Annotated in this window: 25 protein-coding genes and 1 pseudogene; 6 read left to right on the top strand and 20 right to left on the bottom strand. The window is 56.8% G+C overall.

Annotated elements, in window-relative coordinates:
• Positions 1-51: 51 nt before the first annotated feature.
• The 4 genes from AC6ROY_RS13435 to AC6ROY_RS13420 all read right to left on the bottom strand — a co-directional run bounded on the left by AC6ROY_RS13435 (position 52) and on the right by AC6ROY_RS13420 (position 6,001).
• Positions 52-993 carry a M50 family metallopeptidase gene (locus AC6ROY_RS13435; protein WP_500101023.1) on the bottom strand — a complete coding sequence of 314 codons (942 nt, stop codon included), beginning with the start codon at positions 991-993 and terminating at the stop codon, positions 52-54.
• Entirely contained in the window at positions 986-2,110 is a 1,125-nt protein-coding gene (locus AC6ROY_RS13430) for a peptidoglycan DD-metalloendopeptidase family protein (RefSeq protein WP_500101021.1), read from the bottom strand. Before AC6ROY_RS13430 ends, AC6ROY_RS13435 begins: the two co-directional genes overlap by 8 nt.
• A 372-nt stretch (positions 2,111-2,482) precedes the next feature.
• The gene (locus AC6ROY_RS13425; protein ID WP_500101020.1) at positions 2,483-4,633 is read right to left on the bottom strand and encodes a molybdopterin oxidoreductase family protein; all 2,151 of its coding nucleotides are present in this window, start codon (positions 4,631-4,633) and stop codon (positions 2,483-2,485) included.
• Positions 4,634-4,762: 129 nt separating this feature from the next.
• Positions 4,763-6,001, bottom strand: coding sequence for a nitrate/nitrite transporter (locus AC6ROY_RS13420; protein ID WP_500101019.1), 1,239 nt, complete (start codon positions 5,999-6,001; stop codon positions 4,763-4,765).
• 439 nt (positions 6,002-6,440) lie between these two features.
• Here AC6ROY_RS13420 and AC6ROY_RS13415 point away from each other — a divergent pair, with 439 nt between their 5' ends.
• The gene (locus tag AC6ROY_RS13415) at positions 6,441-7,034 is read left to right on the top strand and encodes an ANTAR domain-containing response regulator (RefSeq protein WP_500101018.1); all 594 of its coding nucleotides are present in this window, start codon (positions 6,441-6,443) and stop codon (positions 7,032-7,034) included.
• Positions 7,031-8,074, top strand: a complete 1,044-nt coding sequence (locus tag AC6ROY_RS13410) for an anthranilate phosphoribosyltransferase (RefSeq protein ID WP_500101017.1) — start codon at positions 7,031-7,033, stop codon at positions 8,072-8,074. Before AC6ROY_RS13415 ends, AC6ROY_RS13410 begins: the two co-directional genes overlap by 4 nt.
• Positions 8,075-8,153: 79 nt before the next feature.
• On the opposite strand, the gene AC6ROY_RS13405 is transcribed toward AC6ROY_RS13410, so the two are convergent.
• The 10 genes from AC6ROY_RS13405 to AC6ROY_RS13360 all read right to left on the bottom strand — a co-directional run bounded on the left by AC6ROY_RS13405 (position 8,154) and on the right by AC6ROY_RS13360 (position 16,103).
• Entirely contained in the window at positions 8,154-9,296 is a 1,143-nt protein-coding gene (locus AC6ROY_RS13405; protein ID WP_500101016.1) for an FtsW/RodA/SpoVE family cell cycle protein, read from the bottom strand.
• A 7-nt stretch (positions 9,297-9,303) separates the two neighbouring features.
• Positions 9,304-10,101, bottom strand: a complete 798-nt coding sequence (minD, locus tag AC6ROY_RS13400; protein WP_500101015.1) for a septum site-determining protein MinD — start codon at positions 10,099-10,101, stop codon at positions 9,304-9,306.
• Positions 10,102-10,190: 89 nt separating this feature from the next.
• Positions 10,191-10,856 carry a septum site-determining protein MinC gene (minC, locus tag AC6ROY_RS13395; RefSeq protein ID WP_500101014.1) on the bottom strand — a complete coding sequence of 222 codons (666 nt, stop codon included), beginning with the start codon at positions 10,854-10,856 and terminating at the stop codon, positions 10,191-10,193.
• 71 nt (positions 10,857-10,927) lie between these two features.
• Positions 10,928-11,455: a rod shape-determining protein MreD gene (gene mreD, locus AC6ROY_RS13390; RefSeq protein ID WP_500101013.1), complete on the bottom strand. Its 528-nt coding sequence runs from the start codon at positions 11,453-11,455 to the stop codon at positions 10,928-10,930.
• 14 nt (positions 11,456-11,469) lie between these two features.
• On the bottom strand, positions 11,470-12,342 hold the full coding sequence (gene mreC, locus AC6ROY_RS13385) for a rod shape-determining protein MreC (RefSeq protein WP_500101011.1): 873 nt from the start codon (positions 12,340-12,342) through the stop codon (positions 11,470-11,472).
• Between the two features lie 90 nt (positions 12,343-12,432).
• Positions 12,433-13,461 carry a rod shape-determining protein gene (locus AC6ROY_RS13380; RefSeq protein ID WP_500101073.1) on the bottom strand — a complete coding sequence of 343 codons (1,029 nt, stop codon included), beginning with the start codon at positions 13,459-13,461 and terminating at the stop codon, positions 12,433-12,435.
• Positions 13,462-13,523: 62 nt separating this feature from the next.
• Positions 13,524-14,213, bottom strand: a complete 690-nt coding sequence (gene radC, locus AC6ROY_RS13375) for a RadC family protein (protein ID WP_500101010.1) — start codon at positions 14,211-14,213, stop codon at positions 13,524-13,526.
• Positions 14,214-14,374: 161 nt separating this feature from the next.
• Complete coding sequence (locus AC6ROY_RS13370; RefSeq protein ID WP_500101009.1) at positions 14,375-14,794, bottom strand: phage holin family protein; 420 nt, start codon at positions 14,792-14,794, stop codon at positions 14,375-14,377.
• A 266-nt stretch (positions 14,795-15,060) separates the two neighbouring features.
• Positions 15,061-15,798, bottom strand: coding sequence for a Maf family protein (locus AC6ROY_RS13365; RefSeq protein ID WP_500101008.1), 738 nt, complete (start codon positions 15,796-15,798; stop codon positions 15,061-15,063).
• Positions 15,799-15,860: 62 nt separating this feature from the next.
• On the bottom strand, positions 15,861-16,103 hold the full coding sequence (locus AC6ROY_RS13360; protein ID WP_500101007.1) for a DUF4321 domain-containing protein: 243 nt from the start codon (positions 16,101-16,103) through the stop codon (positions 15,861-15,863).
• Positions 16,104-16,282: 179 nt separating this feature from the next.
• Between AC6ROY_RS13360 and AC6ROY_RS13355 the strand changes: the two genes are divergently transcribed.
• Entirely contained in the window at positions 16,283-17,746 is a 1,464-nt protein-coding gene (locus AC6ROY_RS13355; RefSeq protein WP_500101006.1) for an N-acetylmuramoyl-L-alanine amidase, read from the top strand.
• 141 nt (positions 17,747-17,887) lie between these two features.
• Here AC6ROY_RS13355 and AC6ROY_RS13350 read toward each other — a convergent pair whose 3' ends face one another.
• The 4 genes from AC6ROY_RS13350 to AC6ROY_RS13335 all read right to left on the bottom strand — a co-directional run bounded on the left by AC6ROY_RS13350 (position 17,888) and on the right by AC6ROY_RS13335 (position 22,042).
• The gene (locus AC6ROY_RS13350; RefSeq protein ID WP_500101005.1) at positions 17,888-19,402 is read right to left on the bottom strand and encodes an SPOR domain-containing protein; all 1,515 of its coding nucleotides are present in this window, start codon (positions 19,400-19,402) and stop codon (positions 17,888-17,890) included.
• Between the two features lie 102 nt (positions 19,403-19,504).
• On the bottom strand, positions 19,505-20,338 hold the full coding sequence (locus AC6ROY_RS13345) for a tetratricopeptide repeat protein (protein WP_500101004.1): 834 nt from the start codon (positions 20,336-20,338) through the stop codon (positions 19,505-19,507).
• A complete protein-coding gene (locus tag AC6ROY_RS13340; protein WP_500101003.1) occupies positions 20,316-21,296 on the bottom strand; it encodes an ATP-binding protein in 981 nt (326 codons plus the stop codon). Before AC6ROY_RS13340 ends, AC6ROY_RS13345 begins: the two co-directional genes overlap by 23 nt.
• A complete protein-coding gene (locus AC6ROY_RS13335) occupies positions 21,260-22,042 on the bottom strand; it encodes a helix-turn-helix domain-containing protein (RefSeq protein ID WP_500101002.1) in 783 nt (260 codons plus the stop codon). The genes AC6ROY_RS13340 and AC6ROY_RS13335 overlap by 37 nt, the downstream gene beginning before the upstream one ends.
• Positions 22,043-22,167: 125 nt before the next feature.
• Here AC6ROY_RS13335 and AC6ROY_RS13330 point away from each other — a divergent pair, with 125 nt between their 5' ends.
• The 3 genes and pseudogenes from AC6ROY_RS13330 (at position 22,168) to AC6ROY_RS13320 (ending at position 23,445) form a co-directional block, all read left to right on the top strand.
• Positions 22,168-22,551, top strand: coding sequence for a tautomerase family protein (locus AC6ROY_RS13330; protein ID WP_500101001.1), 384 nt, complete (start codon positions 22,168-22,170; stop codon positions 22,549-22,551).
• Positions 22,552-22,581: 30 nt separating this feature from the next.
• Positions 22,582-23,012: pseudogene (locus AC6ROY_RS13325) on the top strand (NAD(P)H-dependent oxidoreductase).
• 10 nt (positions 23,013-23,022) lie between these two features.
• Complete coding sequence (locus AC6ROY_RS13320; RefSeq protein ID WP_500101000.1) at positions 23,023-23,445, top strand: MBL fold metallo-hydrolase; 423 nt, start codon at positions 23,023-23,025, stop codon at positions 23,443-23,445.
• A 131-nt stretch (positions 23,446-23,576) separates the two neighbouring features.
• Here the strand turns inward: AC6ROY_RS13320 and murC are convergent, their stop codons facing one another.
• Both murC and AC6ROY_RS13310 read right to left on the bottom strand, forming a co-directional pair.
• Complete coding sequence (gene murC / locus AC6ROY_RS13315; RefSeq protein ID WP_500100999.1) at positions 23,577-24,962, bottom strand: UDP-N-acetylmuramate--L-alanine ligase; 1,386 nt, start codon at positions 24,960-24,962, stop codon at positions 23,577-23,579.
• Positions 24,963-24,969: 7 nt separating this feature from the next.
• Positions 24,970-26,358 (bottom strand): bifunctional folylpolyglutamate synthase/dihydrofolate synthase, encoded by a 1,389-nt coding sequence (locus tag AC6ROY_RS13310; protein WP_500100998.1) that lies wholly within the window; start codon positions 26,356-26,358, stop codon positions 24,970-24,972.
• Between the last annotated feature and the right edge of the window lies 1 nt (position 26,359).

Genomic DNA, 26,359 nt, shown 5'->3' with positions numbered 1-26,359 from the left:
CCTCAGGTTTATTGTAACACAATCGCACCTGCTCTGCCCGCTGCCGCACCTTCACCCGAAAAGCTCCGCAATCGGCTGCTCCCGCCTCGTTTCATCAAAATAGCAGGACAGCAGCAGCTGCTCCGGAATCACATGGCGAATGCGCGCCTCACGATCGAGCACAACGACCAGATGATACCGGTCCCGCATAAACAAACGGACAACATCAACCGCCTTCCGGTGCCCGCGCACGATAATCGGACCTGCCCAGGTCCCTGCGGACAGACGGCTGTCGAACTTCCCCTCGCGGCCGAGCAAAAATCGTAAAAAACGGTACGGCGTCCCCCGCCGCTCATACCAGTTCGAAGCAAGCAGAAAGCCGCCGATCAGCAGCCAGTTCAGCGGAATGCCGCCCTTTCCTGCCAGCGCGAAGCCGACCGCCGCCATGATGATAACGGCGCTGAACACCAGGCTGATGTCCGCCGCCAGCTGCAACGTCCGCTGGTAGGGCAGCCAGAGTCCGAATAACGCCGTCATAATTCGGCCCCCGTCCAGCGGCAGCACAGGCAGCAGGTTAAACAACGCGATCAGCGCATTCGCCTGGACCAAATATTCCCCCCACAGCGGAGGCAGCAATCCAAGCCGGGTCAGCCCGTAGGCGACCCCCATCATCCAGACGTTCTGCAGCGGACCGGCCAGCGCCACACCCAGCTCATGGACTGTCGTTGCCCCCGGCGCCTCCTCCATGACCGCCACGCCGCCGAAGGGCAGCAGCTGCACCTCGCGTACCCGCCAGCCGAAGCTGCGGGCGGCAGCCACATGGCCCAGCTCATGCACGAGCACAATGCCAAACAAGGTCAACACTTCGACCGCGTAGCCGGTCAGCACCGACAGCAGCAGCAGCACGCTGAACAGCGGATGGAGACGGAAGGAAATGCCGAACCAGACGTTCCACGCAGCAAAACGTACAAGCTTTCCGTTCCTGCTCCCGATTCTGTTGTCCGATTTAGTCAAACGGAATCACATCCGCCGGATCGACCGCTTTGCCTGCGCGGGATAATGCGAAAAATAACGTACCGGGCGTCTGCCCCGCCTGCGGCGTTTTTCCGGCTTGCCCTGGCGAACGATTAGCGCCGGACTGCCCGGCCGTCCCGCCGGAGCCGGATACGCCAGACGAACCATCCGCCCCACGCCCGCCGGAGCCGGACACCGGGACAGCCAGCGTGCCGACCGTCTCCCCTCCCTTGACCCAATCATTCAGGCGGATGCTGATGCTGCCTGCGCTCAGATGGCCGTAAGCCGACTCCAGACCGCCCGCGTGACGCAGCACGACCGTATAGCCGGTGTCATCCTTCTGGCCTGCGTAGATCACCATGCCGGTATCAACCGCCGCAACGGGCGCTCCGCCCGGCGCTTCCAGCAGCACACCGCCTTGGCTTGGCGTGAAGGCGGCGATCAGCTTGCCCTCCACGGGCGCAAAATAATGCTTGGGCAGCGAAGCGACCTTCTCCGCGTCCTGATGGCGGGCGCCGCTGTTGATCGCCGGCAGAAACGAGGGGGCGCCCCCAAAGTGACGCTCGTACCAGCCTGCCAGCGCAGACGTATTCAGCGGCTCTGTCAAGGCCGTCGCCACAACCGCCCGACCGCGCTCGGCCCACGGCTGATCGAGCTGATACAGCCCCCATACCCCGGCGAACAGCAGCCCGCTGAGCAGCAGCCGCAGTGCAAAGCGGCTGCCGGGCTGCGGCTGCTCCGGCCAGCTGCCGTACACGCGCCCTGAATCGCGTGCATCCCGCGAGCCGTAGACGGACCACTCCCGCTCGTACTTTTGCTTCCACGCCATTTCCGGGTCGGCGTCATAAGACGCCTGCAGAAACGGCTCATCCTCTCCATATCCATAGCCGGATCGTCCGGCGGCAGGTCCGGCGAGTCTGTCCGGTCTGTTAAATCCGTCAATATGTCCAGGCTTGTCAGCCTTGTCCGCCCGGCCGGAGCGGGTCCATTCCTCCTGCTCATAAGGAAAGCTGAGGTGAGCCAGCACCGGCTCTCCTTGGCCGCTGCGCCAGGCATGCTCCTGAAGCTGGCGAATTTTCTCGGTTCTGCGGTCGCGCACGTTTTTTTTCGTCCTCACGCCGTTGACCTCCTCGCAGCTGAATCACTCGTTCATTCCATCCTATGAGCTTGTACGGGCAAATATACAAATGAAAAAAGACAAGCCGGCGTTCCCGCATCGGCTTGTCATGTTCAGCTTTGCCCCTCGTCCCTTTCGCCACTTTCGCTGCAAGGGCCTGGGAGAGGGAGGGGGGGAACAGTCCGGCGCTTCCTCCCGCACGCGACGCGACTAGGGCGTGTCTCAAAAATCGCTGAAGTGCATCTTTTACCGCCTTTTCGTCCCCTGCCGCGTCACTTTTCCTTGACGTGCCCCGGCACGCCTGCGGAAAACTTCCTTGCTTGGAACGAAAATTCGGCAAAATCTGCTGCCTTCAGCGTTTTCAGACACGCCCTAAGCGTCTGCGCGTTCGGCCCGCACTGCGCAAATTTTAAATTCAGGCATCCGGCTCGTCGGGTCCAGCGCGTCAATCGTCAGACGGTTGATCGACAGCTCCTCTCCCCAATGAAACGGCACAAACACAGTCCGCGGATGGATGCCCTCCGTGACCTTCACCGGAAACACCAGCGAATCGCGGCGGGTCGTCAGCCGAAGCTGATCGCCCACAGCCAGACCGATCCGGGCCGCCAGCCACGGATGAACCTCGGCGACCGGCACCGGCGTTTTTTTGCTCAGCGCCGCTGTACGCCGTGTCTGCGCGCCGCTCAAGTAATGGCTGCCGACACGCCCGGTCGTCAGCACATACGGATAATCCGAATCAGCCGGCTCCGCCGGCATTTTCGGTGTAATGCCGGACAAGCGCGCCCGGCCGTCGGCGTGATGGAACCGTTCGGCGAACAGCACCGGCGTACCCGGATGCTCCGGCGACGGACAGGGCCAAAATACGCCCTTCTCCCGCTTCAGCCGCTCGTAGCTAATGCCGCTGTAATCAGCCTTGCCCCCGGCCGTCGCCAGCGCCAGCTCGTTAAACACGTCCTCAATGCTGTCATAGCGGAAGTAACGCCCGTAGCCTAACGCTTCCGCCAGCTCGCAGAGCAGCTTGTAATCAAGCTTGGCTTCGCCCGGCAGCTTCAGCGCCTGCGGACGGTGGAACACCCGGCCCTCCAGATTGGTCAACGTCCCTTCGGCTTCCAGAAAGGAAGAGCCCGGCAGTACATAGTGGGCGAACTTCGTCGTTTCCGTTTCAAACATATCCACAACGACAAGCAGGTCCAGCTTGCCTAGCGCCCGCTCCACCATCCGGCTGTTCGGACTGGAGACGACCGGATTGGAGCCCAGCACAATCAGCGCCTTGATTTCGCCCGCATCGACCTTCTGCAGCAGCTCATAAGCGGATACGCCCTTGCCGGGCAGCTCCGCCGGGTCAAGCCCCCACACCTGCGCTACATAAGCGCGCGCGGCCGGATCTTCAATAAGCCGGTAGCCCGGCAACTGGTCAGCCTTCTGCCCGTGCTCCCGTCCGCCCTGGCCGTTGGCCTGACCGGTAACCGCGCCGTAGCCGCAGCCGCGACGGCCGATCTTGCCGGTCAGCAGCGCCAGGTTGATGTAATTGAGCGTGTTTTCGACGCCGTTAACCTGCTGCTCCAGCCCCCGCGCGGTCAGTACCATACCGGTAGCCGCTTTGGCAAAGCCGCGAGCGATTGTACGCACGACGGCTTCCAGCACCCCGGTCAGCTCCTCGACCCGCGCAGGCGTAAACGGCTTGACCGCCTCAGCCAGCTCCGCAAAGCCATTCGTCCGCTGCTCGACGAATGTTTTATCGTACAGCTTTTCAGCGATGATGACATGCAGCAGCCCGTTGATAAACACCGAATCAAAGCCCGGCTGCAGCCGCACATGCAAATCCGCGGCTTTGGAGGTCATCGTATTTCGCGGATCAATCGTGACAATTGTAGCGCCGTTCCGCTTCGCTTCCAGCAAATAAGGCATCATCGTCGGCTGACATTCCGCAATGTTCGTCCCCGCCAAAATCAAATATTTCGCATTCGGAATCTCTGACAGCGGCATCGTCATCCCGCGATCCAGGCCGAAGGCCTGATTGCTTGCGGCCGCTGCGGACGACATGCAATAACGTCCATTGTAATCAATATATCTAGAGCGCAGCGCCACACGGGTGAACTTCCCCAGCAGATAGCTCACCTCATTGGTCAGCGAGCCGCCTCCGTAGACGCCGACCGCATCCGCGCCGTATTCCGCCTGAATAGCCTGGATGCGCCGGGCAATATCCGGAGTGACCTGCTCCCAAGGCAGTGTCCGCCAGTCGCCGAGAGCCGCAGACGGCTCCGCCTGCCGGTCGCGGAACGCCGCCTCGCCAAGGCCGGCGCGCACAAGCGGCTTCAGCACCCGCTCGGCATGCCCGACATGCTCCAGCGCATTCAGCCCTTTCTGGCACAGCCGTCCCGTTGCTACAGGAAATTCCTGGCTCGGCTTAATGGCGAGCACTTGCGTCTTGCGGTCTTCCGCCAGCTCCATTCCGCATTGCATACTGCAGAAGCAGCAGTGGGACGCCACATTGTCCAGTATTTTCAGTTCGCTTACACTCATCCGGCCATCTCCCCCGCTTCATCCAGCTTTGTTTAGGCGGCCAGAGTTTTGCCCGATACGGGACACGTCCGCCAGAACCGCTCGTGCCCCGTCACCGGCTAATGCCGATTCGGCATTCGGTTGCTCAGCTTAAACTGCGCTCACATTGTCAATCGAGCCGGCTTGAACTTTACCGCCATCGCCGCTCCAGGTACGCTTCCACTTGCCTTGCACGATCGCAATCACAACGATACAGGACAACGCGATCGCGCTCAAAATCAGGAAACCCGGCGTAAAGGAGCCCAGCATCAGCTTGATGTTGCCCAAAATTTTCGGCAGAAAGAACCCGCCGAGACCGCCGGCCGCACCAACAATCCCTGTAATGATGCCCACTTCATTGTTAAACCGCTGCGGCACGAGTTGGAATACAGCTCCATTGCCCATCCCCATGGCCATCATCGCAACGAACAGCAGCGCAGTGGTCAGCCAGAGCGCCGGCAGCAGCGAAACGAAGGCCAGCATGACGCCGATTACGCCGTACAGCATCATCAGCATGCGGATTCCGCCCATCCGGTCGGACAGATAACCGCCGATTGGTCTGAACAAGCTGCCCGCAATAATACAGATGGTCGCGAAGTCGGCCGCCGTCACGGCGCTGAGCTGATATTCGGTGTTGAAGAAAATCGTCAAGTAGTTGGCCATGCCGGAAAATCCGCCGAACGTCACCATATAAAAGAAGCAAAACAACCAGGTGTCCTTCTGCTTCAATACCCGGCCGTAGTCGGCCAGCTTGAGCGGCGCAGGCTGCGTCGGGCTGTCCTTGGCGGTGAACAGGAAAATGACAAACACAATCGCCAGCGGGATGAGCGCAAGTCCAAATACGATATGCCAGTCCCCGTAATGCTGGGCCAGACGGTTGGCGAACAGCGTACTGAAAATGGTACCGCTATTGCCTGCTCCGGCAATTCCAAGGGCCAAGCCTTGATATTGCGGCGGATACCAGCGGCTCGCAAGCGGCAGCGCAGCAGCGAAGCTGGCTCCGGCGATGCCAAGCATCAGGGCAACGAAATACATGTCATTTAACGAGCTGGCAAATTGCCAGCCGAATACAAGCGGAATAATGGTTAGCAGCATGCCGATAATTCCGGTTTTTTTAGCTCCGATCCTGTCGGTCAAGTACCCGAGCACAAGCCGCAGCACCGAGCCGCCGAGCGCGGGCAGCGCAACCAGATTGGCTTTCTGCGCGGCATTCAGGCCGTAATCGTTGGCAATGAGTACCGCAAGCGGCCCGAGCAGCACCCAGAGCATGAAGCTTACATCAAAATAGAGAAATGCACTGATTAATGAACCTTTGTGACCGCTTTGCAAAAAACCTTTCCGATCAACCATTCGAACCCTCTCCTTTTTGGCGATAAGCTGTTGCCTGATTCCTTGACTTGCCTGTCTTTCCCCGATGGATGGAAAGCATGGTTGGTCGAAATTGCACACAAAAAACCTATCCATCACGTCATGTCATTACGACATGCTTTGTAAGGGATAGGCGCCATTGCCTAACATCAGCGGACACACCATTGTGTCCTATGAACCGGTTGCTGTTCATAAGGCTATTATAAGGCAGCTCTACCCTAACGTCAATAAACTTGACACAAAATTCTTTAATTAAGCAAGGAGAAGCAAAATATATCGACAAACGACATAAATTCATGTTATATTTCTAATGGATTTTCATCAAATCGCATATACATGACATGTTTATTACATCAATTGTTTATTCTAACTTTTTAGGTTTTAATCTACATTCTTTTTCTGTCTGGAGGTTGAGTTTGTCATGTTACAGTCCTTTGTACTGATTGAAGAAGGGCATTCGAGTGACTCTTCCGGGGCAGAAGACCTGCTGAAGGATATGGGATTTCGCGTGTATACGGCGGCCAACGCCAAGGAGCTTGCCTTTCATTCCGGCAAAGCCGATGCGTTTGTACTCGCCGTATCGACGGAGCAAGTCGGCTGCTGGCGCAGCACCGCTCTCGGCTTGCGCAGCCTGCCGGTGTTCTGGTGGTGCACCCGCGAAACATTTCCCAGCCACGGCTGCACACTGGACCCGGGGATTGACGGGTTGCTTGGCGGCTCGATGAGCTCGCTTGAAATCCACTGCGCCCTCCTGCTCGGCGTCAACCAGTTTTTCCGCCGGACGGAGTGGGAGCAAGAACGGGAGCAGCTGCTGTCACGGTTGGAGGAACGCAAGTGGATTGATCAGGCCAAACGCATTTTGAGCGAGGTCAAGGGCATCTCCGAAGCGGAAGCGTATGACTTTTTACGCAAGCAGGCCATGAATGAACGCAAACGGATGGTTGACGTCGCCACCTCCATCGTAACCGTCTATCAGCTGCTGCAAAGTGAAAACAAAGGAGGCCGCAAGCGATGACCATGATTTCTCTGCTCCGTGAAGTGGGGCGCGGCAAACGCGGCTCACGGGACCTGACCTATGAGGAGGCGCTGCTCGCTGCGGAAGCGATCCTGAGCGGAGAAGCTACGCCTGCTCAAACCGGAGCCTTCCTGGTTGCCGAACGTATGAAAATGGAGTCGTCCGACGAGCTTCGCGCCTTCATCCACGCCCTGAGGCGGCGCTGCCGCATTCACCCGATCGGCCGCGGCCTTGACTGCGCCGGACCTTATGACGGCCGAACGCGCACCTTCATTGCCACGTTCCCGACCGCGTTTGTACTGGCCGCCTGCGGGCTGCCGACAACGCTGCACAGCAGTCCGAACCTGCCGCCCAAGCAAGGCGTAACGCTGCATGATGTACTGGAGGCGCTTGATCTCCGGCCCGGCCAAGCATCCTCCAGCGTCTTGCTATCGGCGGCCGAGCATACCGGGTTCCTGTATGTGCCCACGGAAAGCTGGTGCGAGGCGCTTGGACGTCTGCGGCCGCTGCGTCAGGAGCTTGGCTTGCGTACCGTGTTTAATACAGCAGAGAAGCTGTTGCGCTTTACCGAAGCTCCTTACATGGCTGTTGGCGTGTTTCACGGCACCGTTTTCGAGAAGATCACCCGGCTGCTCATCGGAATGGGCGTCGAACGCGGTATTGTCGTGCAAGGGATGGAAGGCTCGGAGGATGTGGCCGTTGATCACAAAACACGCGCCTTCCTTATTCGCGACGGCCAAAGCGAGCTGTATATCATCGACCCCGATTCATTCGAATTGGGCGTCGAGCAGCCGGACGATCCGCACCCCTGGACCGCTGCCCGGCAGGCGGAAACTGCACTAGCCGTGCTGCGCGGCGAAGCCGAGCTGCCCTACCTGAATATGGTGCTGCTGAACAGCGCGCTGCGCCTCTGGATCGGCGGCATCAGCAACTCGATCGAGGAGGGCGTGTACCTCGCCCGCCATACGCTTGAGCAAGGAGCCGCCTTTGCCGCCTATCAGGCATGGACACGTGCGGTTAACCCGGTATCCACAAACTAGACGAACCAAAGCATCCCGTTCCGGCGCACAGCCGAAATCCGGGATGCTTTTATTTGTACGCTTGCTGCGCTGTCTTCGCTTAATCCTCATCAAGCAGCTTGTCGTCATGCATCTTGATGCTCATGACCAGCCCCATCGACACCATATTAATCAGCAGAGAAGTTCCCCCATAGCTGATAAACGGCAGCGTAATGCCCGTAAGCGGCATAATGTTCATCATCATGCCTACGTTCTGAAAAATCTGGAACACCAGCATGGAAACGATGCCGATGATGATGAAGGAGCCTGCAAAGTTATGGCAATACAAGGCAATAAGAATCATCCGGTAAATGAGCACAAAAAACAGCAGCAATAAAATCGAAGCGCCCACAAAACCGAATTCCTCGCCGACCACGGCAAAAATCGAATCGGAATAGGCGTAAGGCACCAGCCGTGACGATGATCCGTGCAGATACCCTTCCCCGGTTAAAAAGCCCGATCCGATGGCCCGGACTGCCGTATCCACATGGTAGGAATCATTTTTGTGCGCCGCCGTCGGATTAATAAACGTGTTGATGCGCACGACCCATTGTACAGGCAGCTTGTTGGAGCTGAGGAACTGAATAATCAGCTCATAGTAATTTTTGACCAGAAACAGCATCAAGTAGGAGCAGCCGCCCAAAATCGCGACGCCGATGGTGACAAACCGGGCCTTGATATTGCCGATCCACAGCATGCCGACCAGCAGCACCGCCAAAATAAGCCCGTTGCCGAAATCCGGCTGCATCAGCACCAGTCCGATCGGCAAAGCAACCAGCGCACCAATCGGCACAATATCCCGAATCAGCTCCAGCGGCTGCCCCTTGCGGCGGGCCATAAACGCGGCCAGCGTAATAATCAATATGATTTTCATCAGCTCAACAGGCTGAAAGTTCAGAAATCCGAACTCAAACCAGCCGCGGGCATTATTGATCGTCGAACCAAAAAAATAAACGGCTACGAGCAACAGCACGCCGAAGCCGTAAAGGTAGTATGAAACCTTGATGAGCAGGCGGTAATCAAAATAGGCCGCTCCGAGAAACGCAATAATCGAAATGATGTAAATAACGACATTTTTCTTCACGTCGAACGCGAACTGCTGGTTGCTTAACCCCACACTGTATTGCAGCAGCGCACCGATCACGATCAGTACAATAAGCAGAGCGACCACCAGCGGATCTATCTTCTTAAACTTGTACAGCACTTGTCGTTCATCCTATCCCGAAAAACTTTTTCATCTTCCCCAGCATGCCTGCCCGATCATCCAGCTGCATCAACGGCACCGTATCGCCCAGCATCCGCCGCCCGATATTGCGGTATGCGATCGCCGCACGGGAATTCGGATTCATCACGGTCGGTTCGCCTGTGTTGGCGGATTTGATAACCTGCTCGTCATCCGGTACGATACCCAGCAGATCAATCGCCAGCACCGAGCAAATTTCGTCGATATCGAGCATCTCGCCTTTTTTCATCATCAGCGGTCTGATCCGGTTAATAATCAGCTTGGGCGCTTCGATATGCGGCTCCTTCTCCAGCAGCCCGATGATCCGGTCGGCGTCCCGTACTGCCGCATTTTCCGGCGTTGTCACCACAATCGCCTTGTCGGCTCCGGCTACCGCATTTTTAAAGCCATGCTCGATTCCGGCAGGACAATCAATAATGACGAATTCAAATTCACGTTTCAAATCAAGAACGATTTGCCGGACCGCATCCGGAGAAACCGCGTGCTTGTCTTTCGTTTGCGCAGCAGGAAGCATGTACAGTTCATCAAAGCGCTTATCCTTCACAAGAGCCTGAGCCAGACGACAGCGGCCTTCAGCGACATCAATCAAATCGTAGATGATCCGATTTTCCAGCCCCATGACAACATCCAGGTTACGAAGGCCAATGTCCGTATCGACCATGACAACCTTTTTCCCCTGGAGCGCCAAAGCTGTGCCGATATTCGCCGACGTCGTCGTTTTGCCGACGCCGCCTTTGCCTGAAGTGATGACGATTGCCTCTCCCATAGGTCCCACCCCTTTTTAGCCTGAATTCAACGATGTAGCCCAACCTGTTCACATGTATTGAAGCTGCGCCGATCCGCAGCCGTCGCCGATCAGGCGTGACGCGGCAGCGAAAACCGGTGCATGTGATTTACCTTGTCAATCTCCATCTTGCCGTCCTTGATGTAGGCAAACTCCATATAGGTGTCAAATGCTTCACTGAGATCCCACTCGTCCGGCGGCCGGGAAATAATCCCGCCAATCCGAAGCTGCGTCGGACGCATGTGCGAAGCCGCAATAATGGCCCGCTCATCTCCCTCCGAGCCGGCGTGAGCCATCCCGCGCAGCGATCCCATAATATAAATGCTACCTGTACTAACGATGGAACCGCCCGGATTCACATCCCCCAGAAACAGCATGTTGCCTTCATGCTTCAGCGTTTGGCCGGAACGAACAATTCCGCGGACAGTTTTCACATCAAGGGGCTCCGGCGCCGTTTTGTCATGCGACGGGTCAAGCGATTCCATAGATTGGATCAGCAGATTGCCCTTTTGCCCGATAATGCGGCGTACCTGTTCCTTTTGCTCATCGGTCACTGTACGCTTGCCAAGCTTGACATGTACATGAATAATCGGTCCGGTCAATATTTGCTGATGTGTTTTCTCCAGCTTATGGTTAAGCTCGCGCAACACCTCGGAGAATTCGCAGGCATCGTCCAGCAAAAAGATGAGTCCGTCCTTTACTCCCTTGATAGTCACATGATGTTTGGCTGCCGTCATAAACGTTCCTACCTCCTAAGCCTATACAATTCGGCCTGGCGCAGAAGTTCTCCTGCCGATAAGAGGAAATTTTATTCCTCCTTCTCCGCCGGCTTTCCAGGCAGGCTTTCGAACATGCGGCGCACCGGGACGTAGATTGCCAGCGCGAACAGCAGGTTGATCAGCATGCTGGGCAGCATTTGATGGAGAAACATCCACTCGAAGGGCACGCTGGTGACACGAAACAGCCGCTGAATGCCGAACAGCACCGCATCGTAAAACAAGTGCCCGCTCCCGATCACAAGCATGCTGAGGACAATGCTGGAATACATCCGCCCTTGCATCAGCCCTGCCGTATAGCCAGCCACGCCCATCGCGAAGGAGGTCGGCCCGAGCATGGGAGAAAAGAGCAAAAAATCGTACAAAAAACCGAAAATAAGACCATAAACGAGTCCCACATGGCGTCGAATATAAAGCCCGATATACAAAATAACGACGAGGACAAAATGAGGCGTAACCTCGACATTGGTTTGCCAGCTTAGCGGGAGCAGCCACGGGAGCAGCGTCGATTCCAGCAAAAACAACACGCCGAGCAGCAGCCACAGCTTTTTATGATTCATCTGCGCCCGTCACCTCACTCCGGCACTTCGACGACAAATACTTCGCGAAGATGATTAAAGGAAGCCAGCGGCTTGATCATCGCCACATGGGTAATCCCGACATCACCCTCTCGCCGCTCGACGACCGTACCGATTTCGATCCCGCGAGGAAACACAAGCCCTTGGCCGGACGTAATGACGGTATCGCCGACCTTCAACGGGTCATTGCGGTCGATTTTCGTCATCAGCAGCATCTGGGTATCCGGGTCGTAACGCTCGATCAGGCCAAACGTTTCATTCACCCGTCCCTTGGCCGTCACGGCGATCGCCTTGGAGTCCAGCGTCGTCACCTTGGAATCAATGGACGCCTTGTCGTCGATGCCCGTCAGCAGCTGCACGTTCGAATAAAAGGCGGACACCTCCGTCACCCGGCCGATCAGCCCTTCTACGGAAATGACGGCCATATTCGGACGAATGTTGTCCTTCTCGCCGAGGTTAATCGTAATCGTTTTACCCTGCTGGATAAACTGAACGACCTCCGCAACCCGAAATTTATACTTATTCATCTGCTTCTGCCGCTCTGTAAAGCCAAGCGCGTCCTGCAGACGCTGGTTTTGCAGCTCCAGGTCGTTCAGTCTGCTCGTATCCCGCGCATATCTGGACAGCGTCTCGCGCAGCACGTGGTTTTCCTCATAAATCGTCCGCAGCTGGCCAATTTCCTGAAAATAAGTGACTACAGCTCCAACCGGCTTGTAGATCAATCCCTGCGTAAACGAAACGGTATCCTTTACAAACTTGCCCGTCCAGGTCCCGTACCCGTTTTTCCCATAAGTCAATCCCATCAGCACGATGAAGCAAATCAGACCAAGCATCAGGATCAGCAATCTTTTGTTCCCCAATAGCTTCAATGCTTACACCTTCCAAACGTTCGATCTGGGTAACCGCCGCAAGGCAGCGCCGCGTTTGCGAAGTTAGCCGCGCCGCCTTCCGGCGCCGGATTAACGACGCGCTTTGCTGGCAGGGCCCGATTTGCGGAACAGATGAATATTTTCAAGCGCGCGTCCTGTTCCGATCGCCACACAATCCAGCGGGTTCTCGGCGACAAGCACGGGCATGCCGGTCTCGCGGGCCAGCAGCTTATCCAGGTTGCGGAGCAAGCCGCCGCCGCCCGTCAGCACAATGCCGCGGTCCATAATATCGGCGGACAGCTCCGGCGGACATTTCTCCAGCGTGACCTTGACCGCCTCCACGATGCTGTTCACCGTGTCAGCCAGCGCTTCCGTAATTTCATCGGAGGAGACAGACATCGTCTTCGGCAAGCCGGACACGAGATCGCGTCCGCGAATCTCCAGCTTGGTCGCCTTCTCCATCGGCAGCGCTGAGCCGATCTCCAGCTTGATCTGCTCGCTTGTCCGCTCCCCGATCATCAGGTTGTAGGTGCGCTTGATATACTGCGTAATCGCTTCGTCCATCTCATCGCCTGCAACACGGATGGAGCGGCTTGTCACGATCCCGCCCAGCGAAATGACGGCAACCTCGGTAGTCCCTCCGCCGATGTCAACGACCATGCTGCCCGTCGGCTCCCATACGGGCAAATCCGCGCCGATTGCCGCCGCAAACGGCTCCTCAATCGTATAGGCATCTCTAGCTCCCGCTTGACGGGTCGCATCCTCGACAGCCCGTTTCTCAACAGCCGTGATGCCGGACGGCACACAGACCATGACGCTTGGATGGCGCTGGAACAGCAGACGCTGCTTCTGCGCCTGACGGATGAAATATTTGATCATCGTCGAGGTCGTTTCAAAATCCGCGATGACGCCGTCCTTCATCGGACGAATCGCGCGGATATTGCCCGGCGTGCGCCCGATCATCTTTTTGGCGTCATTGCCGACGGCCTCGATGGTTTTCGTATCGGTACGGATCGCCACCACCGACGGCTCGCGGACGACGATCCCTTTTCCTTTTACATACACCAATGTGTTGGCCGTGCCTAAGTCAATGCCTAAATCTTTGGTGAATCCACCCATTCCGAACATGATGTTTCTCCCTTCTCTATTTGAAGGCGTGTTTCACGCATCTGCTTATTATATTACATCAATCCGAGTTCCTTCAAACTCACGAAATGGCGGTCGCCGATCACGAGATGATCGAGGATTTCAATGCCTACGATCTCCCCCGCTTCGACGAGCCGCTGGGTCAGCTGTATATCTTCGGGACTCGGAGTCGGATCGCCGCTAGGGTGATTGTGGGCGCATACGATCGAAGCGCTGCTGCGCTTGATCGCGGCCCGGAATACTTCCCTCGGGTGGACGATAGAGGCGTTCAAGCTCCCCATCGACAGCGTCTCCTGTCCGATCACATGATTTTTCGTATTCAGAAACAAGCAGACGAAATGCTCCTTCTGCAAGTAGCGCATATCTTCCATTAAAAGTGCGGCGGCATCCTGCGGCGAGCGGATCGTCACGGTTTCGTTCATCGCTGAACGCGCCATTCTTCGGCCCAGCTCAATGCCCGCTTTAATTTGCAGCGCCTTCGCGGCGCCGATTCCTTTTATTTCGGTCAACTGCTCGATGCTGACGTCGGCCAGCTTGCGCAGGCCTCCACTTTCCCGCAGCATGCGTTCGGCAAGCCGGACAACCGATTCGGCAATTGTGCCGGTACGCAAAAGAACAGCAAGCAACTCCGCATTGCTCAAAGCTTCAGCCCCATGCTGCAACATTCGTTCTCTAGGTCGGTCTTCATTCGGGACATCGCGCAATGTAATATTGTGCGATTCCATGTATTCCCCCCTTTTCCATTCGAATTTTCATTATACCATTTTGCCCGTTCAAAAAACAGCGTTCAAAAAATTGGAGGCCGCTGTAACCCGCGGCTGGCGCAGCAATCCTGACTCTTTATATTTTCGTCGGCAGCAGCCGATTTAAGTCAGTGCACGGAGCGTCATTTCCCGCGATGCTGCTCCTGATCCTTGCTTTTCAACGCGCCGATCAGCTCCTTGAGCTTATAAGGCATCGGCACGCCAAGCTTGCCGCCATTTTCGAGAATGGATACAAATTCCATCACGCAAAACGCCGCCGCAATCCCGTCGGTAATCACGCCCTGGCTGCCAAGCACGGCAAGCTCGATCATGTACACCGAACCGATCAGCATGACGACATACACCTTCTTCAATAGCCCTTTGATCCCCTTGGAGCTGACCAGGCCTTCATTAAACGCAGCAAGTATAACGCCGGATAACAAATCAAGCGCCATCAGGCCAAGCAAGACGGTAAATACAAGACCGACGCCGCCCACCAAGGCGGAAGCCGCTCCGGTAAAGACGCCAACCACAGCTTGCATATGAACCTCCAATTGTTCCATAAGCTGATCCGCTCCCTTTTCTGTGAATGAATTCGAAATTGTTCAAGCTGGACTTTCCCAGGCTTGCTTCTATCGTAAAGCTTCTCATTCACTTGGGTACGACATCTTAGGGACATTGGAGGGTCAAGTGCAAACAAACCGGGCCGTTCTTGCGCGGCATTCGCACAAAAACGGCCCGGCGGCCAAATGCATGATTTCGTACCTGTACCTTGCATGCGGCGAGCGCTTCTCCAGCCTCCGCAAGCAAGGGGACAGCTATTCAGAAGTTACTCGGCGATGCAAGCGACGCTCAGTTCCAGCGGGCTGATGCCTATTTGCCGCAGCATCTGGTCAAGCAGGTTCAGCGGAAGACCCATCACGCTGTAAAAGTCGCCTTCAATACGCTCGATAAAGACGGCTCCTAATCCCTGTATGCCGTAAGCCCCGGCCTTATCCAGCGGGATGCCCGTCTGCACATACGCTTGAATTTCCTCCGCGCTCATCGCTCTGAACACGACCTTGCTGACCGTGCAGCCAACGAGCACGGCCGCCGCACCGCCCGGCGACGCGGAGCCGACCCGGTACTGCCCTGTTGCCCCCAAGCGGGTGACTGCCCCGCCGCCCGGCTCAGCGGCAAGCAGCTCGCCGGAGCGCGCCGCCTGGATCGCCTGCGCCGCTTCCGCTCCAGCCTGAACGAGCGCCAGCCCGGTATACACCTCATGCGCCCGGCCCTGCAGCAGCTCAAGCATCCGGCAAGCATCGTCCTTGTCCTGCGGCTTGCCGAGAATTTCGCCGTCGCAGACGACAATCGTGTCAGACCCTATGACGAAGCCTTGCTCGTAATGGGCGGCAACCGAGCTTGCTTTGCGCAGCGCCAGTAGCTCTACGACCTCCGCAGGAGGCGTGCCCGGCGCAACCGTTTCATCCTCCTCGCTGGGGTGGGTGGTGAAGGTCAGGTTCAGCGTCTGCAGCAGCTCCTTTCTCCGCGGAGAAGAAGAAGCAAGAATAAGTGGAACTATCGACATAAAACGATCCCTCGTTTCGAAAATAGTGTAGAATGGGGGTAGCCTCATCTGGGCCGATCGGCCTATATTTTGCGAAATACCCAAAATCCCGCAGCAAGTCCGGCCAGACTGATCAAATTAAGCCGGATATGCAAATCAAGATCGTAGCGGATCACAAGCAGATCGGCTTTGGGCTGCCAGCTCAGCTCGGCCGACTTCGTCAAAAACGAAAGCGCCGCATAGGCGGATAAAAATTGTCCGACAAGCGTGCCTGCCACAAGTCCGACGATAAGCAAGAGGATCAGCGTGAACGTGTTTTTTTTCACTGTAACATTACCTCTCTCTGCCAATGAAGATTCCGGCGGCAGCCTCCAGCAGGCTGTCCGAGCCTTTGTCATTATAGCATATTCGGCGGCGGCGACGCGTGGTCCTCATGGAGGATGTTTCCTGCTTACTTGTCAACCTGCAGCTTGTACAATGGAACTTATGGAAGGGAGTGGACCGATTGAAAGCAAAATGGCTTGGGGCTGCGCTGGCAGCGTTATGCCTGTGGACGGCGCCCGGACAAGCGCTTGCAGCAACCGTAGTGGTGGATGCCGGTCATGGCGGTTCCGATCCTGGCGCGATTGGCGTCAATGGACTCCAGGAGAAGGAGGTCAACCTCGACATTTCGCGCAAGCTGCGTGATCTGCTCATCCAACGCGGCTATGAGGTGCGGATGTCGCGCGACGCCGATACGTTTCTCTCGCTCAGCGAGCGTGTCGCTTACACGCAGGCGCAGCAAGCGGACTTTTTCGTATCCATTCATGCCAATTCCTATAGCAATCCGGCGACACGGGGAGCTATGGTGCTTTATTATGATAACGCCCAGCCGCAAGAGAGTTACCCGGCCAGCGAGGCGATGAAGGCATTGACGCCGCAAAGCCGAGACCTAGCCCAATCGGTGCTGGACGGCTTCCTCGCCAAATCCGGAGGGACGGATCGCGGTCTGGTGCCCAGCGCCGTTTACGTCGTACGCATGGGGAGCATTCCCAGCATTTTGGTGGAAACAGCCTTTTTGTCCAACGCGCAGGATGCCGCGCTGCTGGCCAGCGATCCGGCGCGCCAGCTGATGGCGGAAGGGATCGCGGACGGCATCGAGGCGTACATGCCCGCCTCCGGTTTCCCGGATATCCGCGGCCACTGGGCCAAGGAAGCGATTATGCGGCTCAAGGAGCGCAGCATCGTGGATGGGGCGGCGGGCGGGCGCTTCGAGCCCGCCAGGGCATTGACGCGCGCCGAGTGGGTGACGCTGCTCGGCCGCGTCTTTGATCTGAAGAGCATGGGCGCAGCCTGCTCGCCCGAAGCCGGACACGGCTCGGTGTCCGGCTCGGTGTACGCTGGCTGCGCCGGGAATACGGCGGCGGGCGATGCGAGCGCCGCGGCTGTGGGCGGGGCAAAAGCGGCTGGAAGCGCGGGCAAGTCGGCGCTGACGGCAGGGGCAGCCGCCGAACGCAGCGGCGGCGGCGGTTCTGCGGCCGGAAGCGCGGCAAACGCGGCTCAGGCCGGAGGGGCTGTCGGCGCTGCTGCGCAGGGCGCCACAGGCAGCGCCAAGGCGGGCCAAGGGGCTGCGGCCTTCCACGATGTGCCGGCCAACCACTGGGCCTACGATCAGCTCGACCTGGCTGTGAAGGCTGGCTTGCTGGACGGCTATCCGGACGGCACGCTGCGGCCGAACCAGACCGTCAGCCGCGCCGAGGTCGCAGCGTTATTCCAGCGTTTGACGCAGACACCGCCGGCTGCGCAGACCGCCGGGACAGCCTTCCGCGACGTACCCGCCAACCACTGGGCTGCGCCAGCCGTCACAGCGCTGGCGGCCAGCCGACTGCTCGAAGGCATAACGGCAACGTCCTTTGCCCCGGAGCGGTCGATGACCCGCGCAGAAGCGGCGGCGCTGCTTGATCGCTATCTCAGCCGCTCAGCGCACTGACCGAGCGCTCCGGCCCCAAATCGCCGCAAGCTCGCGACTGTCCTTCCGACTCGGAGCTTGCGGCGGCGCAAAAACCGCTTATCCAAGACAAAGACGTCCTCGCCTAAGCTAACGGCCGGGGACGTCTTTAATTTGGGCGGCCTAATTCACCGCGACCGCCTTCAACAATTCCTTCTCTGCCACGACATATTGCAAAATGGCGGTCTGCGTCTGCCACAGCAGGGCAGCTGACGGATTTTTCTTGTACTCCTCCAGCGTAACGACCGCTGTATTTAACGCGCTGTTCAGCTTGGGCAGCGTTGCCTTGCCAGCCTCGCCCAAGCCGTCGCTGACCGCAGACGCCGACTGCGACCACGACTGATGGGTCGTTTTGATCGTCTGGAACGCCGCATCGTCCAGCGGACGCGCTTCCTTGTCCACGACATGCAGCGCCGTCTGGGCCGCGATCAGCTGCACGAGCTTGCCGCCCTGATTCATATATGTAGAAAATCCGTCAGGCGATTTGCCATTCCAGCGAATATGCGATACTGCGGGAATCTCGTAAGGCTTGAGCATCACGTCCAGCTGCCGTTCCTTGTACACCTGCGACAAGCCAAGCGACTCGTCACGGCTCCCGGCGATGCCGACGAAAACGGTAAACTTGTCGCCCGCTTCGCTTACCGCGGACAACCCTTTTTGACGGAAGCTGGCGACCTCCGTCTCCGCGCTTTGCGCCGAACTGAAGACGCCGCCCTGCAAAATCGTGTAGCTGCGGGCGGGCAGCGACACCGCTACACCTGCGCCTGCCGCCGTGGATGCGGCGCTATTCCCCGCCACGGCGACGCTCTGGCCTGCAGCGCCTGCCGCCGCCGTTTGTCCGGCAGGCGCTGCAGGCTTGCCCGCGACTTGGGCGGTCGGTTCGCCGCCATCCTGTGTCGAAAACATCGACAGCACCAGAAATCCGAAGGCAACTCCGGTCACAACCGCCCCGGCAACGGATGCAAATATACGCAGAAAATACCCGCCGCCGCCGGGCGAACGCGTCATGCGCACATAACCGCCAAAGCCTCTATCGGGCTGCTGCTCCATGCTGCCGGACCGGTAGCTGCGATCCGGCTCAACGGGCCGTTCGCTGTATTCGCCCGGCGCACGGGCATCTGTTTCCCGGCCCGAAGCATGGGCGAGCATCGGGTGTCCGGTCCTCGACTCATGGTGGGAGCCTGTCCCTCCGGGCTCGGGGCGCACCGGCGGCTCCGGGTCACGCGAAGCGAACCGATCGCCGGAAGCAAAACGATCCGCACCGTCTGCAGCCGCAGGGTCGGAGCGTTCCCCGGAGCGGCGAATCAGTTCTTCGACGCGCTGCGTTTCCTGGTCAAAGGCGCTTTGCCAGCCGCCGAAATCAGTCGTATAGTCATTTAACGGCCTGATGCCGGGGCGAGGTGCGGAACCCTGAGCCGTTTCCGAAGCAGACACACGGGGCTGTCCCTTCGCAGGCTTGTCCCCGTTTACCTCCTGCAAGTACCGGGATGAAACGGGCGACGGCTGCGAGACGGGCTGGGCTTCACCGACCCGTTGGGGCTCCACAGGAAGCGGGATAGCCTGGGCATCGCCGCGCCTGCTCTGCTCCTCCGGCTTGCGGTTCTGCGAGAAACGAAACGTCATCTTGGCTTTGTTCATAGCTTCAACTCTCCCTTGTCTGTTCGCTTGCTACTAGACTATGAGAGCCGTCTGCCAAATAGAACCGGAACGTCCGTCCGCAAGATGCCTCCGCCCGAATGCTCAAACCTCCAGCGAATAGGCAACGATTTGGTCCTTTGACAACGCCTTGCCCTTACTCCAGATGTCGTGTAAAGCCTGCTTCTCCAGAACATGCTGGATGCGCTGGAGCGCTTGTTTGTTCTCCGCAGGGTAAATTGGGGCATGCGATCCCCCGGAAATTTCGCGGCATTTCTCGGCGGCGCTCAGAAGAATAGCCGTTTCCCCGTAGGCGTTCTTTGCGCATAATGCAATAGCCAAGCCTTCGAGTCCGCGGGCCAAAATCCAGGTGCCTTTATAAATTTGGCTGATCGCTATGCTTTTTTTGAAATAGTCCACAGATTGATCAAGCTGACCGAGCTTCAAGGCCGAATACCCAAGGCTCTCATAGGGACCGGACAACTCCCACTTATCCTCGATCCGTTCGAAAAAGCGTACGCTCTCTTGAAGAAGCCGAACAGCATCCTCATACTGCTCCTGCGCAAGCTTTAGTTTTCCATACGCGTTCAACGACCCCGCCAAATTCCACACGTCGTTTATGTTTCGGGCGATTTCCACGCCTTCCTGAGCAAGCGGCTCCGCTTCTTCAAGCCGCCCGCGGCTTATGTAAATGAATGCCAGAAGGCGCAGAGAGGAAGCCAGCAGTGCGGGAAAATTCATGCTTCGGGCGAGGTCAATACTGTGAGCAGCCGAAGTCATCGCCTCGTCAAACCGTCCTACGACAAACAGAATCACGCCTTGCCCGTGCAACGCTTTTGCAGCAGCTCCATCCTGTCCAGCGCCGGCACGTTGCAAAAACCGATCAAGACAGAGCAAGCCCTCGTTCAAAGCTCCTTCATGCAGCCAAAACCAGTACAAATTCGAGACCATCTGAAGGCCGACCGTCTGCCTGTTGATAAGACCATCGCATTGCCTCGCTTAAATTCGCATATTCGCCCCTCAGCTCTTGAAGACAGGTATCACGCTCGCGAGTCCTGAATTTCTTCTCTGCATTTATCAAAAAGCCGCTGTAATAGCGGGCATGACGTTCACAAAGAACCTGTCTGCCGCTGCTCACAGGCTCTTCCTGCAATTTGTCGCTCGCATATTCTTTAATAGATTCCAGCAAAAAATAACGGATAGAGCGGTGATCGTCGCTAGCTTCAATAATTACCAAAGACTTGTTTACCAGACTGGATAACAGATCGAGCAATTCATGCCGGGCAATGTGGTCAACCCGTTCGGACTTCCCCGGCTCACAGCTGCATACCCGCTCAGCCGCCTCAAGTGTAAACCCTCGCGAAAATACGCTCAGCCGTCGCATAAGCAGCTGTTCTTTAACGGTTAGTAAGGCGTAGCTCCAGTCAATCGTTGATTTTAACGTTTGCTGCCGAGGTACGGCATTACGTTTCCCTGAGGTCAGCAAGGTCAAGAGGCTTGACAGTCGCTCCTCCATTTGCTCCAGCGTTAGCATATTCATGCGGGCTACCGCCAGTTCAATCGCCAAGGGAATCCCTTCCAATTTCTTGCAGATGCTTCCGATCAGCAGCAAATTGTGCCTTGTGAACGGATATTCAGGAACTACGGCAAGTGACCTGGCTATGAAAAGCTGGACTGATTCAAATGCCTTGATTTCTTCCTCAGAGCTATCATGCAGCAGCAGCTCATCCTCTGGAACAGATAACGGAGGGAGCCGATACACGTATTCTCCGTTAATGTTCAAGCCTTCCCGGCTCGTAACCAGAATGCTTAGCGCTGGCGCGGCCAAAAGGAGCGATTCAGCGATCGCAGCGATCGTGTCTATGACATGCTCGCAGTTATCAAAAATAAACAGCATTTTTTTCCGGATATGAAATCCAGCATCGCATCCAGATCGGCTTGCGCCGAATGATTTTGCAAGCCTAAGGTAGACAGGAGAAGCTGGCTTAAAAAATGCTGATCCTGCACAGAACCAAACTCAAACAGCCAAATGCCGTCCGGGTACACTTCCGAAAGGGTTAAAGCCACCTGGATAGCAACGGAGGTTTTCCCCACTCCCCCTGAACCGATAATTGAAACAAGCGAGTGATCCATGAGGCGTTTTGTTAGTTCTGCCATACAGCTGCTTCTGCCCACAAAAAGGGTCGGGGACTTCGGCAAATTGCCTGGCTTCCCTTCCCGAGCATGGCCCTGAACGGAGCTCGCAGCTTTTTCAAATGCAGCTGCTTTAGAGGCTTGTTGCGCGCGGTCTCCCGCTATGTTTTCAAACCACTCTTCGTCAAAGGCTGGAAAATCACGATTTGTTGCGGAGCGCGCTTCCGAAAAACGTTTCACCGCGAGCCACAGCTCCTCCGCCTCTTTTCGCTCAGCGCCCTCCAAAAAGTGTCCGGCCTCCAAAAAGACTTGAACCATTCGTTTCAAGCTGCCAGCGCTGGGCATGCGATCTCCGTTTTCCCACTGCTGTACGGTTCGGGGATCAACACCAACCTGCCTGGCCAAGTCCACTTGCCGCATTTTTTTGGAAAGCTCGTGCCTGGACGGCCTGGAACGAAGCTTTTTAATGACATCCTGCGGCCAATCCTTCGAAAACCTTCCTTCTTGCATCCTATCACCCGAGTCGCTTGGTTTAGAACTACACGAACAAACACGAACTCATCTACATTCGTTTTCAGGATTCTAACAGATAAGATAGAGCATATCAACAACAAACCTAAAAGGAGCTGCGTAACATGCCGTTGACACGTATTTCCATGCTGCGGGGACGTTCGCAAGAATTGAAAGCTCGAATTAAAGAGGTCACTGCCCAAACGGTCGTTGACAAGCTGCATGTACCCGAAAACGATCGTTTCTTGATTGTTGAGGAACACGACCGGGAAAACTTCGACTTCGATCCAAGCTGTCTGGATATCGCGAGGAGCGATGGATTTCTGATTGTGCAGATCGTATTAAATGCCGGCAGAGCGCCTGAAGTCAAAAAAGAATTTTATGCCGCCTTGGCCGAGCGACTGCACCAGCAATGCGAGATCCGAACCGAAGACATCTTTATCAACTTGATCGAAGTCACGAAAGAAAACTGGTCCTACGGTAACGGAGTCGCCCCATTTATTTTATAATCATGCTCAAAAAAAGAGGAAGCTGAAACCATGTCAACGATTCTTTACATCACAGCCCATCCCGTCCATTCTGACGCATCTTATAGCCTCGCCGTAGGTGAGCAATTCGTGCAAGCTTACCAGGAGCGATGTGGAACTTTTCGTACCCTCCGGTCATGAAGGCTTACATTGATTCCTTTTGTGTCAGAGCCAAAACGTTCAAGTATACGGAACATGGACCGGTTGGTTTGCTTAGCAACAAGAAGGCGTTCCACATTCAAGCAAGCGGAGGAATTTACACGGAGGGTCCTGTTGCTGAGCGAGAGAATGGGAGCCGTCATTTGAAAACCGTGCTGGCCTTTATCGGGGTAACCGACTTTGAAAACTTATTTGTGGAAGGCATGTCCTACACGGCGCATCTCGCTCCACAAATCAAAGCGGAAGCGATTGAAAAAGCCCGTAAAGCGGCTGAACGCTTCTGAGCCTAACCTAATGAAGATATCCTACCATGGACATTCTGTCGTCAAAATTGAAACGAAAGACACAATCGTGCTCATTGATCCATTTTTGAACGGAAATCCGCATACAGATTTGGATGCAGCCACCGTGGAGGCAGACGTTATTATGGTTACCCACGGCCACGGGGATCATGTTGGAGATACGGGATTGTTCTACGACATGAAAAGGATTGGAGAGCTTCAAAGCCTCGATCTGGCGTTCCTTCCCATTGGCGATAATCATACCATGGGGCCGGAGGACGCTGCGCTGGCGGTCGAATGGCTTCGAGCCAAACAAGTCGTGCCGATTCATTACAATACCTTCCCTTCCATCGAACAGAACCCGCACGATTTCGTTGCGCTTTTGCAGGAGAACGTCGGAAAAGTATTAAAGCCCGGAGAATCTTTAGAGCTTTAAGGTGACCGGCGCCGGACCTTCACCGGCTGACGATCCGTCGCCCGGCTATAAAAAACGTCTCCCTGCTCCTGCTTGCGCAAGAGTTGGGAGACGTTTGCCTATCGTAGCTGATTTACCTTGGTTTGCGCCTGCTATCCCTGCGCCGCCCGCTCCTCCAGCGCCTTGGCGAGAGCGACAGCCGTCTTCCAGATGTCGCCCGCGCCCATCGTAATGACGAGATCGCCGGGACGGACCGCATCCAGCAAATACGCCTGCACCTCTTCCTTCGTCGGCACGTGCTTGACGTTCGGATTGCTGTTCTGGCGGATCAGCTCCACCAGCTTGGCGGATGTAATGCCTTCGATCTGCTTCTCCCCCGCCGGCGAATAAATGTCGGTGATCATTACCTCGTCCGCCACGGGAAAAGCCCGGCTGAACTGCTCGAACAGGAAGTAGGTGCGCGTATAACGCTGCGGCTGGAACACGGCAATAATGCGCTTGCCTGTCGCCTTGGCCGCCTGCAGCGTCGCTTCGATTTCCGTCGGATGATGCGCGTAATCGTCAATGATCAGCATATCATTCACTTCACCCAGCACCTGGAAGCGGCGCTTGGCTCCGCGGAATTCGGTAATCGCCCCGGCTACCTGCTCGAAGGTCAGGCCTGCTTCCATACATGTAATCAGAGCTGCCAGTGCATTGTACACATTATACTTGCCAGGCACGGACAACTTCATCGTACCGAGCGTTTGTCCCGCGCGAACCACCTCGAACGAGACACGGCGGTCTCCCAGCTCCAGGTTGCGGGCCACAAACTCTGCATCCGAATCAATGCCGTAGGTAATAACCTGACTGCGAATATTCGGCATCATCTCCAGCAAATACGGATCATCCTTGCAAATGACCGCTTTGCCTTCCGGCTTCACCTGGCTGAGAAACTGCGCATAAGCCTGCTTCAGCTTGTCGAAGCTGCCCTCGTAATTTTCCAGATGATCCGCTTCAATATTGTTAACAAGCGCGATCAGCGGCTTGTAATGCAGGAAGGAGCCGTCGCTTTCATCCGCTTCCGCCACGACATACTCGCCTTTGCCCGCTTTGGCGTTGCTGCCTACGTTCAAAATTTCGCCGCCGATAATAAAGGTAGGGTCCTGGCCGCATTGCTCCAGCACCAGCGCAATCATGGATGACGTTGTCGTCTTGCCATGCGCTCCGGCCACCGCGATGCCCTTCCGCTCATTCATAAGCCGGGCCAGCATCTGCGAACGGTGCAAAATCGGGATGTTCAACTGCTCCGCCGCCGCCATTTCGACATTATCCTTGGACAGCGCCGTCGAATAAACGACCGTATCTGCGCCTTGTACGTTTTGCGCCTCGTGCCCGATAAATACTTGGGCGCCTTTGGCAGCCAGCTTTTCCGTCAGCTCGGCCTGCGCCAGATCAGATCCCGATACGTGGTAGCCCATTTCCAGCATCACCTTGGCAATGGCACTCATCCCATATCCGCCGATGCCGATAAAATGAATGTGCTCCGATGTGTTCACGCCCGTTTCACCAGCCTTTGTCAGAATCGGATTGATGCTTGATCCAGGACCGCACATCCCCAATTAAATATAACGTACCGGACACGACGGCCAGGTCATCCTGTCCCGTCAAGCGCATCAAGCGATCCAGCGCCTGCTTCCAGTCCGGCTCAATCACAATCTCCACATTTTCCCGTCCAAGCTCTCGCAGCATCCCCTGAGCAAGCTCCGCCAAATCGGCCGCAGCTGCCTTCTTATGCCAGACCGGCTCGGTCAGGATGAGCGTATCCACTATTGGAAGTATATGCCGGAAATAGCCCGTATGATTCTTGTTTGCCAGCATCCCCATCATAAAATGCAGCCTGGACGGCTTGAACGTGTCCGTCAGCGCCGCCGCCAGCGTCTCGGCGCCCTCGGCATTATGCGCGCCGTCAATCAGCAGACGCGGCTCGGTCGAGATCAGCTCCAGCCGGCCCGGCCATTGCGTGGCCTGCATCGCCCGGTACAAGTCCTCTTCGTCCACGATCAGCGCATAATACTGCCGCAGCACCTCCAGCGTCATCAGCGCAACAGCTGCATTTTTCACCTGATGCGCCCCGTTCATGGAAATGCCTACATCGGGAATACGCCGGAACAGCCCTTCGAAGTGAAACGTCTGCGCATGCTCGGCGCGCGATACCAGCTCGGTCTTGTAATCGCGGCCCAGCAAATACAGCTTGCTCTGCCTGGCGGCAGCTGTCGCAGCAATGACCTCCAGCGCCTCCGGCTGCTCAACCGCGCTAATCACCGGCACGCCTGCCTTGATAATCCCGGCCTTCTCGCCTGCGATCGACGCAAGCGAGTCACCGAGAAAGTCCATATGATCATGCCCGATATTTGTAATGACCGACACCAGCGGCGTCACGATATTCGTTGAATCGAGCCGTCCGCCCATGCCCGTTTCCCAGACGACAAAGTCGGGGTACGCGGTGCGGGCGAAATATTCAATCGCTACGACCGTTGAAATCTCAAACATCGACGGCGGGCCAAACTCCGGCGTCACCTGATCGACAAGCGGCTTGATCTTGTTGATCGTGTGCAGCAGGTCTTCATCGCTTATATTTTGCCCGTTCAGGCGGATTCGTTCATTGTACGATTCGATGTACGGCGAGGTGAACGTCCCCACCTCATAGCCGGCCGAGCGGATCGCTTCGGTCAAATACGCGCACACCGAGCCTTTGCCGTTTGTCCCGGCCACATGGATAAACTTCAAGCGCCGATGCGGATTGTCCAGCAGCTCCATCAGCTTCGCCATCCGTTCCAGGCCAAGCCTGATGCCGGTCAGCGGGATAAACCGCACAATCCAATCGACAGCCTCGCGCGCGGTGCGGAACGGCGCCTCCGCCGCTGCGCCGCCTGCCGCTTCTTCAATGGTCATC

The organism is Paenibacillus sp. sg306046 (assembly GCF_059821225.1).
The sequence above is the reverse complement of the archived record's forward strand: the minus strand, read 5'-3'. Positions and strand labels throughout refer to the sequence as shown.

Bases quoted from the DNA above. Each gene is read 5' to 3' on its own strand.
- AC6ROY_RS13335 (WP_500101002.1), bottom strand. From the start codon at position 22,042: ATGCAAGAAGGAAGGTTTTCGAAGGATTGGCCGCAGGATGTCATTAAA.
- AC6ROY_RS13340 (WP_500101003.1), bottom strand. From the start codon at position 21,296: ATGCTGTTTATTTTTGATAACTGCGAGCATGTCATAGACACGATCGCT.
- AC6ROY_RS13310 (WP_500100998.1), bottom strand. From the start codon at position 26,358: ATGACCATTGAAGAAGCGGCAGGCGGCGCAGCGGCGGAGGCGCCGTTC.
- AC6ROY_RS13350 (WP_500101005.1), bottom strand. From the start codon at position 19,402: ATGAACAAAGCCAAGATGACGTTTCGTTTCTCGCAGAACCGCAAGCCG.
- AC6ROY_RS13365 (WP_500101008.1), bottom strand. From the start codon at position 15,798: ATGTCGATAGTTCCACTTATTCTTGCTTCTTCTTCTCCGCGGAGAAAG.
- AC6ROY_RS13370 (WP_500101009.1), bottom strand. From the start codon at position 14,794: ATGGAACAATTGGAGGTTCATATGCAAGCTGTGGTTGGCGTCTTTACC.
- AC6ROY_RS13320 (WP_500101000.1), top strand. From the start codon at position 23,023: ATGAAGATATCCTACCATGGACATTCTGTCGTCAAAATTGAAACGAAA.
- AC6ROY_RS13420 (WP_500101019.1), bottom strand. From the start codon at position 6,001: ATGGTTGATCGGAAAGGTTTTTTGCAAAGCGGTCACAAAGGTTCATTA.
- minD (WP_500101015.1), bottom strand. From the start codon at position 10,101: ATGGGAGAGGCAATCGTCATCACTTCAGGCAAAGGCGGCGTCGGCAAA.
- AC6ROY_RS13380 (WP_500101073.1), bottom strand. From the start codon at position 13,461: ATGGGTGGATTCACCAAAGATTTAGGCATTGACTTAGGCACGGCCAAC.
- AC6ROY_RS13415 (WP_500101018.1), top strand. From the start codon at position 6,441: ATGTTACAGTCCTTTGTACTGATTGAAGAAGGGCATTCGAGTGACTCT.
- radC (WP_500101010.1), bottom strand. From the start codon at position 14,213: ATGGAATCGCACAATATTACATTGCGCGATGTCCCGAATGAAGACCGA.
- AC6ROY_RS13330 (WP_500101001.1), top strand. From the start codon at position 22,168: ATGCCGTTGACACGTATTTCCATGCTGCGGGGACGTTCGCAAGAATTG.
- mreD (WP_500101013.1), bottom strand. From the start codon at position 11,455: ATGAATCATAAAAAGCTGTGGCTGCTGCTCGGCGTGTTGTTTTTGCTG.
- AC6ROY_RS13410 (WP_500101017.1), top strand. From the start codon at position 7,031: ATGACCATGATTTCTCTGCTCCGTGAAGTGGGGCGCGGCAAACGCGGC.
- minC (WP_500101014.1), bottom strand. From the start codon at position 10,856: ATGACGGCAGCCAAACATCATGTGACTATCAAGGGAGTAAAGGACGGA.
- AC6ROY_RS13425 (WP_500101020.1), bottom strand. From the start codon at position 4,633: ATGAGTGTAAGCGAACTGAAAATACTGGACAATGTGGCGTCCCACTGC.